Consider the following 14,729-nt stretch of genomic DNA (forward strand, 5'->3'; position numbering starts at 1 on the left):
GGAAATCAGTAGCGGCTCAGGCCAGCCGCGCGCCATGTGTGTCGAAGCGATAGCTGCGATCTGGCGTATAGCCAATCTGTATCTCTTGGCCCGTGTCCACGTGATGCTGGCCAAAAAGGCGGGCTGTGACCTGATGGCCTTGCATCATCGCGATCACATTTGTGTCTCCACCCAGATGCTCGACATGGGTCACTTTTGCGGTAAGCGGACCGTCATCGGCCAGAAAGAGATCCTCGGGGCGGACGCCCATTGTGATGTCCGCGCTGTCGCCAACCACGCTAGCGGGGAAGAAATTCATCGACGGCGCGCCAAGGAAACCGGCGACAAACTGATTAGCGGGATTGTTGTACAGCTCCATCGGGCTGCCGACCTGTTCGACCCGCCCATCTCGCAGTACGACGATCTTGTCTGCCAAAGTCATCGCTTCGGTCTGGTCATGGGTTACATAAATCATCGAAGCGTCCAGCTGCTGGTGCAAATTCGCGATCTCAAGCCGCGTGTTCATACGCAAAGCCGCGTCCAGATTTGATAGAGGTTCGTCAAACAGGAACAGTTTGGGTTCGCGAACAATCGCGCGACCGATGGCAACACGCTGACGCTGACCGCCGGACAGCTCAGAAGGGTAGCGGTCGATGTAAGGTTCAAGGTTCAACATCTTGCTCGCCTTGGCGACACGTTCATCAATGACCTGCTTACTTTGGCCTTCCTGTTTCAGCGCCAGTGACATGTTCTTTCGCACATTCAGATGCGGATAGAGCGCATAGCTCTGGAACACCATCGCGATACCGCGCTTGGAGGGTGGTGTGAGGTTCATCAGCTCGCCGCCAATGCGCACTTCGCCCGATGTAACATCTTCCAGACCTGCGATCACGCGCAATAGGGTGGACTTGCCGCAGCCCGAGGGGCCGACGAAGACGACGAACTCGCCGTCTTCCACTTCGATATTGATGTCCTTGAGAACCTCGACATTGCCAAAGGACTTGTTCACGTTCGTAAGCGTCAGGGCGGTCATTGGTGTGCCTCTTTCAGCGAAATGGGTTGGCCAGTACGGATGCTTTCGTCTGCTGCCAGACAGATGGCCAGCGATTGTACGGCGTCATTCATGTGGCGGGTCAGATCGATGTCGTCGGCAATAGCGCGCAGCATATAGGCCTGCTCTGCGTCGCAAAGCTCCTGATGGCCGGGTTCATCGGGCATGTCGATCTGACTGTCCCCTTCGGGGCGGTGGACCAGAATGCCGCCGACCTTGGTGTGGCCGTCGATATCTGAGGATGCGCCCTTGTTGCCATCGGTGATCGAAACCGACCCGTTGGGCGAGACGATGTCTTTCACGAAAAACGCGGTCTCAGACATCATCGGGCCCCAACCGGCCTCGTACCAACCGACCGAGCCGTCCTCAAAGAGCACCTGAAACTGTCCGTAATTGTACATATCTTCGGCGATCTCATCGCTCAGGCGCAGGCCCATGCCATGTACGCGCACCGGGTCCGAGTCCGTGATCTGGCACATCACATCGACGTAATGCACGCCGCAATCGACGATGGGAGAGGTGGTCTGCATCAGCGCCTTATGCGTTTCCCATTCGGCCCCGCTGCTTTGCTGGTTGAGGTTCAGCCGGAAGACATATGGCCCGCCAAGGTTGCGGGCTTCCGAGATCAGGCGCATCCAAGAGGGGTGATGGCGCAGGATGTAGCCAATCACCAGCTTGCGGTTGGTCTGGGTGGCCTTTTCGACAACGCGTTTGGCATCGGCCACTGTGGTGGCCAGTGGTTTTTCAACAAAGACATGCGCGCCGGCTTCCATTGCGGCGCAGGCATAATCGGCATGGCTGTCGGAATAGGTGGCGACAACCACCAAATCCGGATTTGTTTCTGTCAACGCAGAGTGGAAATCCGAATAGGCGGGATAAAGACCCAACTCGGGATGATCCACATGACCGGACCTGTTCACCAGCCCCACGATTTGCGCGTCCGGATGGTGGTGATGGGCCAGCGCGTGGCTTAGGCCCATATTGCCAAGGCCTGCAATCAGAACTCGGGTCATTTGACAGCTCCTGATGTGATGCCGCGGATCAGTTGGCGTGAGAAGATGACATAGAGTACCAGCACCGGCAGGATCGCCATCGACAGGGCAGACAGAACCGCGTTCCAATCCGTGACAAACTGGCCGATGAAAACCTGACTGCCCAGCGTCAGTGTTTTGGTCTCCTCCGCTGGGGTAAGGATCAGCGGGAACCACAGATCGTTCCAGATCGGGATCATGTTGAACACAGCAACTGTCGCCATTGCCGGGCGCACTAGCGGAAGGACAAGGCGGAAGAAGATCGTGTACTCCGACAATCCGTCGACACGGCCCGCATCCTTCAGGTCGTCCGAGACCTGTCGCATGAACTCGGACAGGATAAACACCGCCAACGGCAATCCTTGTGCCGTGTAGACAAGGATCAAGGCCCAAAGCGTGTTCACAAGCCCGGTGGCCACCATCATCTCGAGTATCGCGACGGTACCGATACGGATCGGAATCATGATCCCAAGTGCCAGATAGAGACCCATCAGCAGGTTGCCCTTGAACCGGTATTCACTGAGGGCAAAGGCCGCCATGGCACCAAAAAGCAGGATGAAGGCCAGCGACACCACCGTAACGATCATCGAATTCTGGAAATAGAGGAAGAAATCCCCTTGTTTCATCACCGTCTGGTACCCGATCAGCGAAAAGCTTTCGGAATCGGGCAAGGCAAGCGGTTCACGGAAGATGGCGCGGCGGGTTTTAAAGCTGTTGATGATGATGACGAAGACCGGGAACAGGGCGATCAGCGTGTAAAGGATCAGCGCCCCATGCATGGCGGCTGAGTTCAGCGGGTTTTGGCGTGCTTTGTTCATGGCCATGCCCTCACAACTGGTACCTGCGCATCCGGGTCTGGATGCCGAATAGGTAGATGCAAACACCCACAAGGATGATTGCGAACATGGCCCCGGCGATTGCGGATCCCATATGCGGATCACCCAGTTGCAATTGGAAACCAAAGAAGGTGCGGTACATAAAAGTACCGAGGATGTCGGTTGAGAAATCCGGCCCTGCCAGTGCCCCCTGAGAGACATAAATCAGGTCGAACGCGTTGAAGTTACCTACAAATGTCAGGATTGAAATGATTCCGATAGACGGCAGGATCAGCGGCAGTTTGATTTTCCAGAACGCGGAAGCTCCGGTAATCCCGTCAATCTCTCCGGCCTCAAGGATTTCTTCCGGGATCGACAGCAAGGCGGCATAGATCAACATCATCGGGATGCCGACGAACTGCCAGACCGACACCAGCGCCAGCGTTGTCAGTGCGTATTCTTCTTTACCCAGCCACGGTGCAAACAGTGATTTCAAACCAATGGCGTCCAGCATCGACGGAGCAATGCCCCAGAGTGGTGACAAGATCAGTTTCCAGGCAAACCCAACGATCACAAAGCTTAGGATCGTGGGGATGAAAATGGCCGAACGGTAAAGCGCGGCGAACCTCAGACGCGGATGTGACAAGATTGCTGCCAAGGCGATGCCGATGGGGTTCTGCACGAGCATGTGGATCAGGAAAAACCAGAAGTTATTTCCCAACGCGTTCCAGAACTGTTCGGACCAGATCGGGTCGAAAAACAGCGTGCGGAAATTCTGTAGGCCCACATAGACGCGCGCCTGATCAACCTCGCTGAACAGTGCAAGACGGAGGGTGTTGAACAAAGGGAAGATCATCACCGCCGTGTAGACCAGAACCGCAGGGGCAAGGAAAACGGCGATGTGCCAGCGGATGCGGCGGGTCTGCATGACGGTCTCCGGGAAAAGGTCCGGACACGAAACCCCGCGTCCGGTGATGGTTAGCGCTCAGGCTTTACTGATGTGGTGCGTACCAACTGGCCAAACCGTCCTGCAACTGCTGGCCCAATGCCTCGGGGCTTTCCGTGCCTTTAATGGCAGCGACAGATGCACCCCAGGTTTCGTTTTCCAGGTTTGGCGTGCCACGCGACAGGATCTGATAGGTCGAACGGATTGTGCTTTCACACTCATCCCGCCAGCCGACGATTTCCTTGGCCAGCGGGTCTTCCAGCTCGACCGGAGTGTTGGACAGGGGGAAGAACCCGGGAACCGCGTTGCCAAAGATACTGGCGAATTCCGGGCTGGCGACCCAGGACAGGAAAGTTTTTGCGGCCTCTTGGTTTTCACTGGCCGCGTTCAGGCCGATACCAATGTCAGTGTGGTCAGAGATATAGCAGGTGTCGCCTGCATTCTGGACCGGAGGTTTGAAGGCGCCCATTTCGAAATCGGCCTGCGTATTGAAGCCAGCGATTTCCCAGCTGCCCGCAGGGTAGATTGCGGCGCGACCGAGGGTAAACAGGTTCTGACTGTCGGGATAGGTTTGCGCTTCGTATCCGTCGCCCAGATAGTCCGCCCATCTAGCCAGTGTCGCATAAGGTGCAACCCATTGCGGGTCGGTCAGTTTCTGCTCGCCTTTGATCAGCGCTAGGCGGCCTTCTTCGCCTTTCCAGTAGTTCGGGCCGATATTGTTATAGCCCATCGTGGCAGCTTCCCACTGGTCGTTTGTGCCCATCGCCATTGGGATATAGGTGCCGTCTTCCTTGATCTTGTCCAAAGCGGCAAAGAACTCGGCCTCTGTGGTGGGGACTTCAAGGCCCAGCTCGTTGAAGGCGTCTTTGTTGTAGATAAATCCGTGGATCACCGACGCCATCGGCACGCAGAAGCTGGCGGATGCGTCATCGGTCTGCCATGCGGATTTCGCAACATCTGAGAAATTGCCCATGGCCTCGAGGTCGGACAAGTCGGTGAGATGCCCGCTTTCGTACAGCGCCAGCGAAGCATCAAACGGGCGGCAGGTGATCAGGTCGCCGGCCGATCCGGCCTCAAGTTTCGAGTTCAGAACCGCGTTGTATTCGGCAGGCGCGGAGGGTGAGAAGATAACCTTGATCCCCGGGTGCTCTGCTTCGAACGCTGGAATGATCTTTTCCTGCCAAAGGGCCAGGTCGTCGTTGCGCCAGCTTTCGATTGTCAGCGTAGCCTCTTGAGCATAGGCGCTTGTGACCAGCGCTGTGGTCATTAGTGCCAAGCTTAAAACTTTGCGTTTCATTTGGTTTCTCCCAGGTTGATGTTATCGTTTTTGTGTTTCAGTCGATTCATTGCGCGACGCAGATGGCCGTTTTCTTCATTCAGCAACGCTTGTGCAGCCTCGGCAGACCGGGCTCCAGCCGCAACAAGCGCGCCGCATTTGAGGTTGCCCTCAGCGGCGTTCAGCGCCGATTCGGCTTGTTCCGAGGTAACACCTGTCAGCTGACACACGATTCCATTGGCGCGGGCGCGCAGTTTGTCATTGTCGGCACGCAGGTTGATCATCATGCCGTCCTGAATATGCCCCAACTCCATGGCCATCAGAGTCGATAACATGTTCAGCGCAATTTTTTGCGCTGTACCCGCGCCCATTCGGGTCGAGCCGGAAACCAACTCGGGCGGTGTGGGCAGAAGGATCGCGTGATGTGCCAATTGCAACAGCTCGGTGCCTGCATTGTTGGCGATACCTATAACTTTGGCGCCCTTATCGCGTGCGATGCGCGCTGCCGCGACCGTGTATGGTGTTGTTCCGCTTGCCGATACAGCGATCAGAGTATCCCGGACGGTCAGGTCGGCAAGTTCATCTGTGAGAGTGGTCGAGATATCTTCGACGTCGCCAGGCATTTCCGAGTTGGAAGGTAAGCCACCCGCCATGTGGATGCGAACCTGATGTGCCGGGATTGAAAAAGTGCCCCCAAGTTCAAGCGCGTCTGCCGCAGCCATCAACCCGGAAGAGCCGGCAGCTAGATAACGCAGAACGCCTTCTGCCCGGATCGTTGCGGCCATGGTCACAGCCCCTTCGCAGATCGGGTCAACTGCGTCCATCGGTGCCGACGCAGCCTTGGCTTGCGACTTCGCAAGAAGGGCGGCGACATCCGACAGAGGTCGCGCATCCAGCCCGATCGCGTTTCGGTGCAGCTGTTCTGTCACAGGCGTGTTCAAGTGATTCTCCCCTAGTCTATCGGCATCATACCTTTTAGATACCATTAGTCTACCACTTTGTTTACGACCTCAAAAAAGTACCAATTTTTCGGTATCAGGTCGTGTTTTGGCCTTCTAAATTTATAAAAGGTATTATAAAGGTCTCTTCATGACTAGCAGCTCTGGCAATCTGATTCTGGCAATAGATGGTGGTGGCACGCGGTGCCGCCTGGCCCTGTTAAATGGCGCTCAAACTTGGCGGGTTGAGGTTGGATCGGCAAACGTATCGACCGATTTCGAAACGTCCTGTGCGGAGCTTGTGAGTGGGCTGGCTGTCCTTTGCAAACAGGCTGGCATTGAACTTGCAGAGATTGCACGAGCGCCCGCATACGTGGGCTTGGCGGGCGTCACCGGACAAGCCATTGCTGACCGTCTGGCCGCAGCCCTTCCATTTGCGCGCGTGCGCATAGAAGATGATCGTCCATCTGCTCTGCGTGGCGCACTGGGGCCGCGTGACGGGTTTGTGGCGCATTGTGGCACCGGGTCTTTTTTGGCTGCGCAGCGGAGTGGAGCGACCGTCTTTGTCGGAGGATGGGGACCGGTCTTGGGTGACCAGGCCTCGGCCCAGTGGGTCGGCAAGCGCGCGTTGTCGGAGGTGTTGGAGTGCGCTGATGGCATGCGTGCGGCGTCTGAAATGTCCGAACACTTGCTGCGCCAATTCAATGGGACCTCTGGAGTCGTAAAAGCCGCATCTATGATGACACCCACTGAGTTTGGCGCTTTGGCACCTGTCGTTACGCAGTTTGCAGGGCAGGGGGACACAGTTGCACAATCGATTATGCAGGCGGGCGCTGACTATCTGGCGGATAGGCTTGTGAAGATGGGTTGGAGCCCTGGTGCTGCAATTTGCCTGACGGGCGGAATTGGCCCGTACTATTCCACGTTTCTGCCTGAGGACATGCAGCAAGCCTTGGTGCAGCCATCAGGCGATCCACTGTCAGGCGCGATCGCTTTGGCGCAGGCTTTCAAAGAGGAGATCGAACATGAGCGTTGTTGATTTCCTAAGGCCCGAGGGATGGCTGGGGCAGACCGCCGGGCCACGTTATGTGCAACTGCGCCAGCGGCTTGAGCAAGGCATCGAAGAAGGTATCCTGCCGCCCAACAGCTCTCTGCCGCCCGAACGTGAGATTGCAGAGTTGACCGACCTGTCGCGTGTCACTGTGCGCAAAGCCATTCAGGAACTAGTGCGCAAAGGGACGATAGAACAGCGGCAAGGTTCAGGCTCATTCGTGCGTGAACCAGTCGCCCGGGTCGAGCAGTCTTTGTCACACCTGACTTCATTTACCGAGGACATGGAGCGGCGTGGTTTTGAGACGACGTCAACCTGGCTGGAGCGCGGAATTTTCCTGCCGGCACCCGATGAAATGCTGGCGTTGGGCCTTTCGGCCAATGATCAAGTTGCGCGGATTCACCGTCTTCGCGCTGCCGGAGGACGCCCGATGGCTCTGGAGCGCGCGGCGCTTCCTTTGGATATCCTGCCCAATCCGACCGAGGTGACCGGGTCGCTTTATGCCGTTCTGGAACGATCGGACCATCGCCCGGTGCGTGCGATCCAAAAGATCTCGGCCATCAATCTTGAAGCAGCCGAAGCGCGTTTACTGGACGTTGCCGAAGGGACCGCCGGGCTACGCATCCAGCGCACGTCATATCTGGAAAGCGGGCGTGTCGCAGAGCTTACCCGATCCATTTATCGCGGCGATGCCTACGACTTCGTGGCCGAACTGCGCTTGTCAAACTGAAAGGCCGGACCTGATGTCCAACCAACTCACACTCATGCGACAGGAAATCAACGAAATTCCCACCGCCGTTGACCGTCTGCTGACTGACGGTTCCGAGGCGATCAAAGCAGCCGCACTTGAAGTGCGGTCGCGCGATCCGCGCTTTTTGATTTCCGTCGCGCGCGGTTCGTCCGATCATGCCTGCAGTTTTCTGAAATACACTTCTGAACTGCTGCTGGGCCTACCTATGGCCTCGGTGGGTCCAAGCGTCAAATCGATCTACGGTGTGGATATGCGCTGTCCCGATGCGCTGTGTGTCTCGGTTTCCCAATCCGGTCAGAGCCCCGACATCGTACGCCTTACACAATCACTGACCCAGGGCGGTGCCTATTCGGTTGCAATCACCAACGACACCGGCTCGGCCTTGGCGAATGTTGCTTCAGCCGCGTTGCACATTCATGCAGGGCCGGAACTGAGCGTTGCCGCGACCAAAACATTTGTGACTTCACTGGTTGCCGGGCTTTGGTTGCTGGCTGAGATTAAGGACGACGCCGCATTGTTGTCCGCGATCCGAAATCTGCCAAAAGACCTGGAACGAGCCATAACCTGTGATTGGGGAACGGTGATCGACGCGATCAATGGTCAATCGCTGTTCACTTTGGGGCGCGGAACGACTTGGGCGATCTCGAACGAAGCTGCGTTGAAATTCAAGGAAACCTGCCAGATCCATGCCGAAAGCTACTCCTCTGCAGAGGTGCTTCACGGCCCGGTTTCCATTGTGGATCAAGGCTTTCCGGTGCTTGCCTTTTCATCCGGCGACGCAGCTGAGGACAATTTAGCCGAAGTTGCCGATGCTTTGGCAGCCAAGGGCGCAAAGGTATTTGCAACAACGGATCGCGTGAAGGATGCGGTGTCGCTGCCACATGTTCGGACCGCGCATTGGATGACCGATCCTGTCGCCTCTATCGCATCTTTTTATAGTATGGTTGAAATCGTTGCCACCCGCCGTGGTATCAATCCCGACACACCTCGCCATCTTCGGAAAGTGACTGAAACGGTATGAGTGGCTCGATCATCACCTTTGTGGGCGGACCGATCTTTGACGGAAGGACGCTGTTTTCAAACCACGCCGCCCGGTTTGTAGATGGAACGCTTGACGCGATCGTACCTACAGATGATCTGCCATCGGAAACCCGGACCGAGGATCTGGCCGGTGACATTCTTAGCCCCGGTTATGTGGATCTACAGGTGAATGGCGGCGGCGGCGTGATGTTCAACGACGACCCATCGGTCGAGACGTTGCGGCGGATCGCTCGGGCGCATCGCGGGTTGGGTACGGTTTCTATTCTGCCGACCCTGATCACAGACACGCCGGAAAAAACCACAGCTGCCATTCGAGCCGCGATACAAGCTGTACGCAGCCGGGTTCCGGGCATCGCTGGGCTGCACTTGGAAGGCCCGCATTTGTCAATACGCCGCAAGGGTGCCCATGATGGCGCACTAATCCGCCCGATGGAGAGTGCCGATCTGGACCAATTGTTGGCAGCTGCCCGCGACTTACCTGCGCTGATGGTCACATTGGCTCCTGAAAATGTCACGATAGATCAGGTCGAAGCTTTGACCAAGGTAGGGGTTATCGTCTCGCTGGGTCACACCGACGCTCCGTTCGACACTTGTGTGGCTTACGCGAAAGCCGGCGCAAGTTGCGCAACGCATCTGTTCAATGCAATGAGCCAGTTTGGCAGCCGCGAACCCGGTTTGGTGGGCGCAGTGCTTTCGAATGGGAACCTGTCTGCCGGATTGATTGCGGATACTGTACATGTACATCCGGAAACGATGCGAGCCGCTTTTGAGGCCAAACGTGGGCCAGGAGAGATTTTTCTGGTCAGCGACGCGATGGCAGTGGCCGGAACGGATCTGAAAGAGTTTCACCTGGAAGGGCGGCCTATCCGGCGCGAAAAGGGCAAGCTGACATTGCAAGACGGCACTTTGGCTGGAGCCGATCTGGACCTGACTACGGCCATTCGAAACCTTACAACAAAGCTGGGTATGCCTTTGTCACAAGCGTTGACGGCAGCAACCCTTGTGCCGTCCAAATTGATTCAAAAGGGATCATATGGGCAAAAGCCCTCGCTTTCCGAATTGATACGGATCGCGCCGGACCTCTCGAAAGCTATGCCGGTTCAGCCCCACTCTGCTGTTGCTCCAGCGGGTTCTTAGTTATTGGCCGAGGCTTTAAGCCGAAGCATCGACGGACAACTGCTTCTGGGACAACAGCCTTGGTCATAAAAGCCATGCTGAAACTAAGCCTAAACCGAAGTCTAGAGCGTTTCTTGCTGTTTTAGATGTTCGATGAACAGTTTCAGAGGCATCATTGATCTGTACTCCCGAGGAAAATACAAGAAAATCCCGGGTGTTAAACCAAGATGATCTTCCAGTACTGGTTTCAAAAGGCCGGCGTTGATTTCGGCCGCCACATAGGCCCTGAATGTGTACACCAGCCCCAACCCTAGCGTTGCCATATCGACCGAGGCAGGTAAGGTGTTTGTAATCAGATTTCCTTGTACTTGGACGGAATACGAGCCGTCTTTCGAGTTAAAACTCCAAGGCGCAATCTGGCCGGAGGACTGAAACCTGTATCGGACACAGTTGTGTTCAAGAAGATCGCGCGGTTCTTTGGGCGTGCCGTGGGCGGTGAGGTACGCAGGGCTGGCTGTAACGGCAACGGGCAATGGCCGAGTAAGCCGAACCGCAACCATGTCTGGTGCAACACGGTCCCCTAGACGGAAACCGGCATGCAGTTCTTCGCCCAGAATGTCCGAAAGCGCATCCGTCAAAGACAGTTCCAACTCGATCTCGGGGAACTTGGCGCAAAAGCTGTTCAAGATCGGGCTCACGTACAGGTGGTAGGCAAATTCTGGCATTGCCAGCTTAAGGGTGCCACGCGCGGCGTGACCCGTGCTGCGCGCGCTTTCAACGGCCTCGGACAATTGGTCAAAGGCCGGGCCAGCGCCGCGTATGAGCGCACGTCCGGCTTCGGTCAGGCTGATCGAGCGTGTTGTTCGGATGAATAGTGCGGTGCCGAGCTGATCCTCCAGTGACTTCAACTGATGGCTCACTGTCGACGGTTTAACGCCAAGCGCTTCGGCTGCAGCTCGCAGTGACCCCTGTTGGGCTACAGCCCTTGGAAAAAAGCGCCAATTCTGGTGCCTTTGGGTCCAATGATCGGCAATAGCTGGCTGTTTGCAACAGTTGGTGACTGGATCACTCGTAAAAAGAAGGGGCAAATCTTTTCATTCCCAAATATCGAAAGGCATTTGGTGTTGTTAATACGAGAAAGTAGTTCTGATTATTGGAAACGAATTGTCCGCTCGCTCATAAAAAACCGGCATGCCAAGACAACGAAATTAGGCAAATCGTGTGTCACGAAGACCTCTTGAGGTTGCGTGCAATGGCGTGCCCGCACGGAAGAGCCCAAAAACCAGTCATTCCGTCGATTCAGGTACACCCAGTTTTCGCAGATCTTCTACCCATCGATTAAGATACGCCTCACTCTCGAATGGCGCATTTTTCGCCTCTTGGATAGTGAATTCTGGATTGGCCGTCAGAAACTCATCGATAACGATCTGCGCATCACTGGAAAGACCAAGACGCAAAAGAACTGGCGCGTAGGTGCGCTTCAATCCGTCCGGTATTTCGTTCATCTGTTCAATCGAAGCCTTTGCCTCTTCATACCTTTCAGCGAAGTACTGGGCCCAACCCAAGTTCCAAAGATACCAGTCTTGGTGGTGTGGGTTCAGTCGGATCGCCAGTTTCATGCGCTCAACGGCCTCAGGTGCTTTGCCGTCATAGACGAGTGGGTCAATGGAATCTGCAAGAACGGATGCCGAATTTGGATTCAGCGATATGGCCTTGTCATAAAGCGAAGCAGCCCGCTCGAGGTTCCCACCTTGAGTTGTTGCATTGGCCAAGACCCAATGACCCTTGAAATTGAAGGGTTCCAATTCAATGGCTTTCCGCGCCATCTCAAATGCGCGGTCCAGCGACTCCTCGCGTGTCAAAGAGTTCGTCCATCCCCAACGATACCCGTTGATGTGGGCCCAAGCGTTTTCGACATACGCCCCGGCAAAGTTCGGATCGAGCGCAATCGCTTTTGCACTGAGCTCCTCTGCCCTGATGTTTCCTTCTTTCGTGAAGGTAAACCACTCCTCTTGTGCGCGTTTGCGCAATTCATATGCACCAAGGCTTTCGGTTGGTTGATGCTTGAGGCGGCTATATTCCGCAAGATCAATGTTCGTAGAGAGAAGCGAAGCCACCGTTCGCGTTATCTCATCCTGTACTGAAAAGATGTCCTGTAGGTCTCGGTCATAGCTGTCTGCCCAGATGTTCTGGCCTGTCGTCGCATCAATGAGTTGGGACGTTACACGCAAGCGATCACCAGCAATCTGGACGCTCCCCTCAACGATGTAGCGGACACCTAATTCTTCTGACACTTTCTGTATATCCGCCGGAGTGTCCTTGTACGAAAACGTCGAGTTTCGGGCGACCACGAAGAAATCGGAAAAACGGGACAAAGCGGTCAGGATGTTCTCACTAAGTCCGTCGCTCAGGTAATCTTGGCTCGGGTCGTTGTTGAGATTGTCGAACGCCATGACCGCGATGGAGGGTTTGCCAGACAGGGCCACGGCGTGTTCATTCGAGTCCGGAAATTGCACCGCGGACCAAGGTTGCAGCCATGCGGTGACCAACAACGCCAGGAAAATTACGGCGCAACCCAACATGATCAGGCGATTTGTTGGCCTGTTCGAAAGTGGCACGATAGGAGAAACGATGGCTTGCGCCTTGTCATCCAGTTTTAGGCTGTACACGTGAACGGGGTCCGAGATGTTCTTGACCTCTCGCTTCCCCAAATCTTCGATAGTGAGATCAAGCTTGGAATGGACTTGTTCGAAAATACTGGCTGACATGTAAATGCCATCCGGAACAGCCAGACTTTCAATGCGTGCGGCGACATTTACACCATCCCCGTGAATGTCATCCTGATCTACAACGATATCGCCAACATTGAGACCGATCCGGTATCGCACTTGTGAGTCTTGAGGCAGGTCCGCGTTGGCGATCCCTATATAGTGCTGCATGTCCACTGCACACCGAACGGCCTCAACTGCACTTGCAAACTCAAGGAGCAAGCCATCGCCCATCAATTTAACGATGCGCCCATGTCGTGCAGCAACAACTGGTTCAAAGATCTGCTCGCGATGGGCCTTGACCCTTGCAAGCACACTCGCCTCGTCATTTCGAATAAGACGACTATAGCCAACCACATCGGCGGCAAGTATCGCTGCCAGACGTCTTTCCAAAGACTGAACTCCCAGAGTGGGCATCACGCTAAACAGGTTATTACATCTATGCCAGACGCACTAGTCGAACACATATCTCCGATGAGGCGATTTTTCAGTCGTTTGCAGAATTGTCGGCCGCAAAGTTGCGCCTGATAACGACGAGCGGTTATTCAATGAATGTCGGTTTCGGGACTGCCTATAGTCTATGACGGGAGGCAGTCGAGAACGGTGCTGCCGAGACCAAAGCCAACGTGCTTACCCCGGCCAAGCGAAAGTTTGCGACGACCTCATTAGGGCTTCAAGTGCGGGCGAGTGTTTTCGACCTGGAACTGTGAAAGCTGCAATCGTTCTTGAAACTTCCGGCTCTACAAGCGGGCGCTGTAACAAGCCCGGTAAACTAACCGAGTACTCAGGCATAAAGGCAAAACCAATGCCTGCAGCGACCATCGCTTGCACCCAATCTTCTCGCTCAGAGCGGAAGCGAGCGTACAGTTCCACGCCCTTCGACTGGCAGACCGACATCACCATCTCACGCAGCTCACAGGCCAGGCGATCCACGTAGTTTTCTTGCGATAAGTCTTGCAGCGAAACCGAATTGAGTTGTCCAAGACGGTGCTCGGGAGGGAATACAACCACATATCTTTCGACGTATAGTGGTCTCGCCCTGAACTCTTCTTCCAACTCTTCAGTCAGCGTCATCAAAGCGACATCGATATCGCCATCTGAGAGTTTTTTCTTTAAGTCAGGCGCGCTTGCTTCATTGACTGACAACTCCAAGCCGCTGTGGTTTTTCTCGAATTGAGCCAGAAACCGAGCCAGGCGAACATGCCCAATTGTGGATAGGACACCCAAGCGCAATGGCACCTTTTCGAGTAAGCGAAAATTCTGAGCCAGTGCTTGTGTAGCTGCTGCTTCGTCAACGATGTGCTGTAGATGCGGCAGCATTGACTTGCCAAAGTCGCTGACCAAAATTTTTCGACCTTCCCGATGAAAAACCTGTGCACCTAGTTCTGCTTCCAGAGACTTGACGCCCTTGGTCAACGCTGGTTGGCTCACGTTGCACTCTGCGGCAGCTTTGGTGAAATTCAGGTGTTTTGCCGCGGATAAAACGTATCTAATCTGAGACATCTCCATTTTGAGGCACCTCGTCACTTATGGCGATAGTCAACTATACCGCAGAATACACCGATTTATCCAAACCTGGAGTTATTAAGTCATAAGGTATCGATAGTTCCCTGCGTTACAGACCCGTGATGCAATAGACGCACTGGTTTTGACAGTTTGGAAAGGGAGCGAGATGTCTGTTTTTATGGTCGAAAGAAACCTCAAGGGTATAAGCATGGATGACTTGGGTGCTGCCCAGAAGGCAGCGATAGCGACAGCACAAAAAATGACCGCAGAAGGGGATAAGATAAGCTATGTCCGCTCAACTTTTGCCCCGGAAGACGGTCGTTGCATGTGCTTGTTTGATGGCGAAAGTGCTGAACAAGTTCGTCGACTGAACGATACCGCAGGTCTGCCATACGAGAGTGTTGTTGCAGCCATGGACTTGTCTGCATAACGACCATTTGGGTGTAAAATTCTTTTTTGA

At 55.1% G+C, this 14,729-nt stretch carries 14 protein-coding genes; 5 read left to right on the top strand and 9 right to left on the bottom strand.

Going from position 1 to position 14,729, the window contains the following annotated elements; all coding sequences use genetic code 11:
• Nucleotides 1-16 precede the first annotated feature (16 nt).
• The 6 genes from GOV91_RS19375 to GOV91_RS19400 form a co-directional block, all read right to left on the bottom strand.
• Nucleotides 17-1,012 carry an ABC transporter ATP-binding protein gene (locus tag GOV91_RS19375; RefSeq protein WP_171236636.1) on the bottom strand — a complete coding sequence of 332 codons (996 nt, stop codon included), beginning with the start codon at nt 1,010-1,012 and terminating at the stop codon, nt 17-19.
• The gene (locus tag GOV91_RS19380) at nt 1,009-2,043 is read right to left on the bottom strand and encodes a Gfo/Idh/MocA family protein (RefSeq protein WP_171236637.1); all 1,035 of its coding nucleotides are present in this window, start codon (nt 2,041-2,043) and stop codon (nt 1,009-1,011) included. The genes GOV91_RS19375 and GOV91_RS19380 overlap by 4 nt, the downstream gene beginning before the upstream one ends.
• Nucleotides 2,040-2,879 (bottom strand): carbohydrate ABC transporter permease, encoded by an 840-nt coding sequence (locus tag GOV91_RS19385; protein ID WP_171236638.1) that lies wholly within the window; start codon nt 2,877-2,879, stop codon nt 2,040-2,042. The genes GOV91_RS19380 and GOV91_RS19385 overlap by 4 nt, the downstream gene beginning before the upstream one ends.
• Before the next feature lie 10 nt (nt 2,880-2,889).
• Nucleotides 2,890-3,804, bottom strand: a complete 915-nt coding sequence (locus GOV91_RS19390) for a carbohydrate ABC transporter permease (RefSeq protein ID WP_171236639.1) — start codon at nt 3,802-3,804, stop codon at nt 2,890-2,892.
• A gap of 64 nt (nt 3,805-3,868) precedes the next feature.
• Complete coding sequence (locus tag GOV91_RS19395; protein WP_171236640.1) at nt 3,869-5,119, bottom strand: ABC transporter substrate-binding protein; 1,251 nt, start codon at nt 5,117-5,119, stop codon at nt 3,869-3,871.
• Nucleotides 5,116-6,039, bottom strand: a complete 924-nt coding sequence (locus GOV91_RS19400) for an N-acetylmuramic acid 6-phosphate etherase (protein WP_254440721.1) — start codon at nt 6,037-6,039, stop codon at nt 5,116-5,118. Before GOV91_RS19400 ends, GOV91_RS19395 begins: the two co-directional genes overlap by 4 nt.
• 148 nt (nt 6,040-6,187) lie before the next feature.
• On the opposite strand from GOV91_RS19400, the gene GOV91_RS19405 reads away from it, so the two are divergent.
• From GOV91_RS19405 to nagA, 4 genes are read left to right on the top strand one after another with little or no spacing between them, the layout of a single operon-like run.
• The gene (locus GOV91_RS19405) at nt 6,188-7,075 is read left to right on the top strand and encodes a BadF/BadG/BcrA/BcrD ATPase family protein (protein WP_171236642.1); all 888 of its coding nucleotides are present in this window, start codon (nt 6,188-6,190) and stop codon (nt 7,073-7,075) included.
• On the top strand, nt 7,062-7,817 hold the full coding sequence (locus GOV91_RS19410) for a GntR family transcriptional regulator (protein ID WP_171236643.1): 756 nt from the start codon (nt 7,062-7,064) through the stop codon (nt 7,815-7,817). Before GOV91_RS19405 ends, GOV91_RS19410 begins: the two co-directional genes overlap by 14 nt.
• Before the next feature lie 13 nt (nt 7,818-7,830).
• Entirely contained in the window at nt 7,831-8,859 is a 1,029-nt protein-coding gene (locus GOV91_RS19415; protein WP_171236644.1) for an SIS domain-containing protein, read from the top strand.
• On the top strand, nt 8,856-10,016 hold the full coding sequence (gene nagA / locus GOV91_RS19420; protein WP_171236645.1) for an N-acetylglucosamine-6-phosphate deacetylase: 1,161 nt from the start codon (nt 8,856-8,858) through the stop codon (nt 10,014-10,016). Before GOV91_RS19415 ends, nagA begins: the two co-directional genes overlap by 4 nt.
• A 101-nt stretch (nt 10,017-10,117) precedes the next feature.
• Here nagA and GOV91_RS19425 read toward each other — a convergent pair whose 3' ends face one another.
• The 3 genes from GOV91_RS19425 to GOV91_RS19435 all read right to left on the bottom strand — a co-directional run bounded on the left by GOV91_RS19425 (nt 10,118) and on the right by GOV91_RS19435 (nt 14,272).
• Nucleotides 10,118-11,083 (bottom strand): LysR family transcriptional regulator, encoded by a 966-nt coding sequence (locus tag GOV91_RS19425; protein WP_174836815.1) that lies wholly within the window; start codon nt 11,081-11,083, stop codon nt 10,118-10,120.
• Between the two features lie 198 nt (nt 11,084-11,281).
• Complete coding sequence (locus tag GOV91_RS19430; protein WP_171236646.1) at nt 11,282-13,156, bottom strand: adenylate/guanylate cyclase domain-containing protein; 1,875 nt, start codon at nt 13,154-13,156, stop codon at nt 11,282-11,284.
• Nucleotides 13,157-13,393: 237 nt separating this feature from the next.
• The gene (locus GOV91_RS19435) at nt 13,394-14,272 is read right to left on the bottom strand and encodes a LysR family transcriptional regulator (protein ID WP_171180665.1); all 879 of its coding nucleotides are present in this window, start codon (nt 14,270-14,272) and stop codon (nt 13,394-13,396) included.
• Between the two features lie 163 nt (nt 14,273-14,435).
• Here GOV91_RS19435 and GOV91_RS19440 point away from each other — a divergent pair, with 163 nt between their 5' ends.
• Nucleotides 14,436-14,699: a DUF4242 domain-containing protein gene (locus tag GOV91_RS19440; protein ID WP_171180667.1), complete on the top strand. Its 264-nt coding sequence runs from the start codon at nt 14,436-14,438 to the stop codon at nt 14,697-14,699.
• The last annotated feature ends 30 nt before the right edge of the window (nt 14,700-14,729 follow it).

The sequence above is a fragment of the Ruegeria sp. HKCCA6837 genome, assembly GCF_013034475.1.
In the GTDB taxonomy this organism is placed as follows: domain Bacteria; phylum Pseudomonadota; class Alphaproteobacteria; order Rhodobacterales; family Rhodobacteraceae; genus Ruegeria.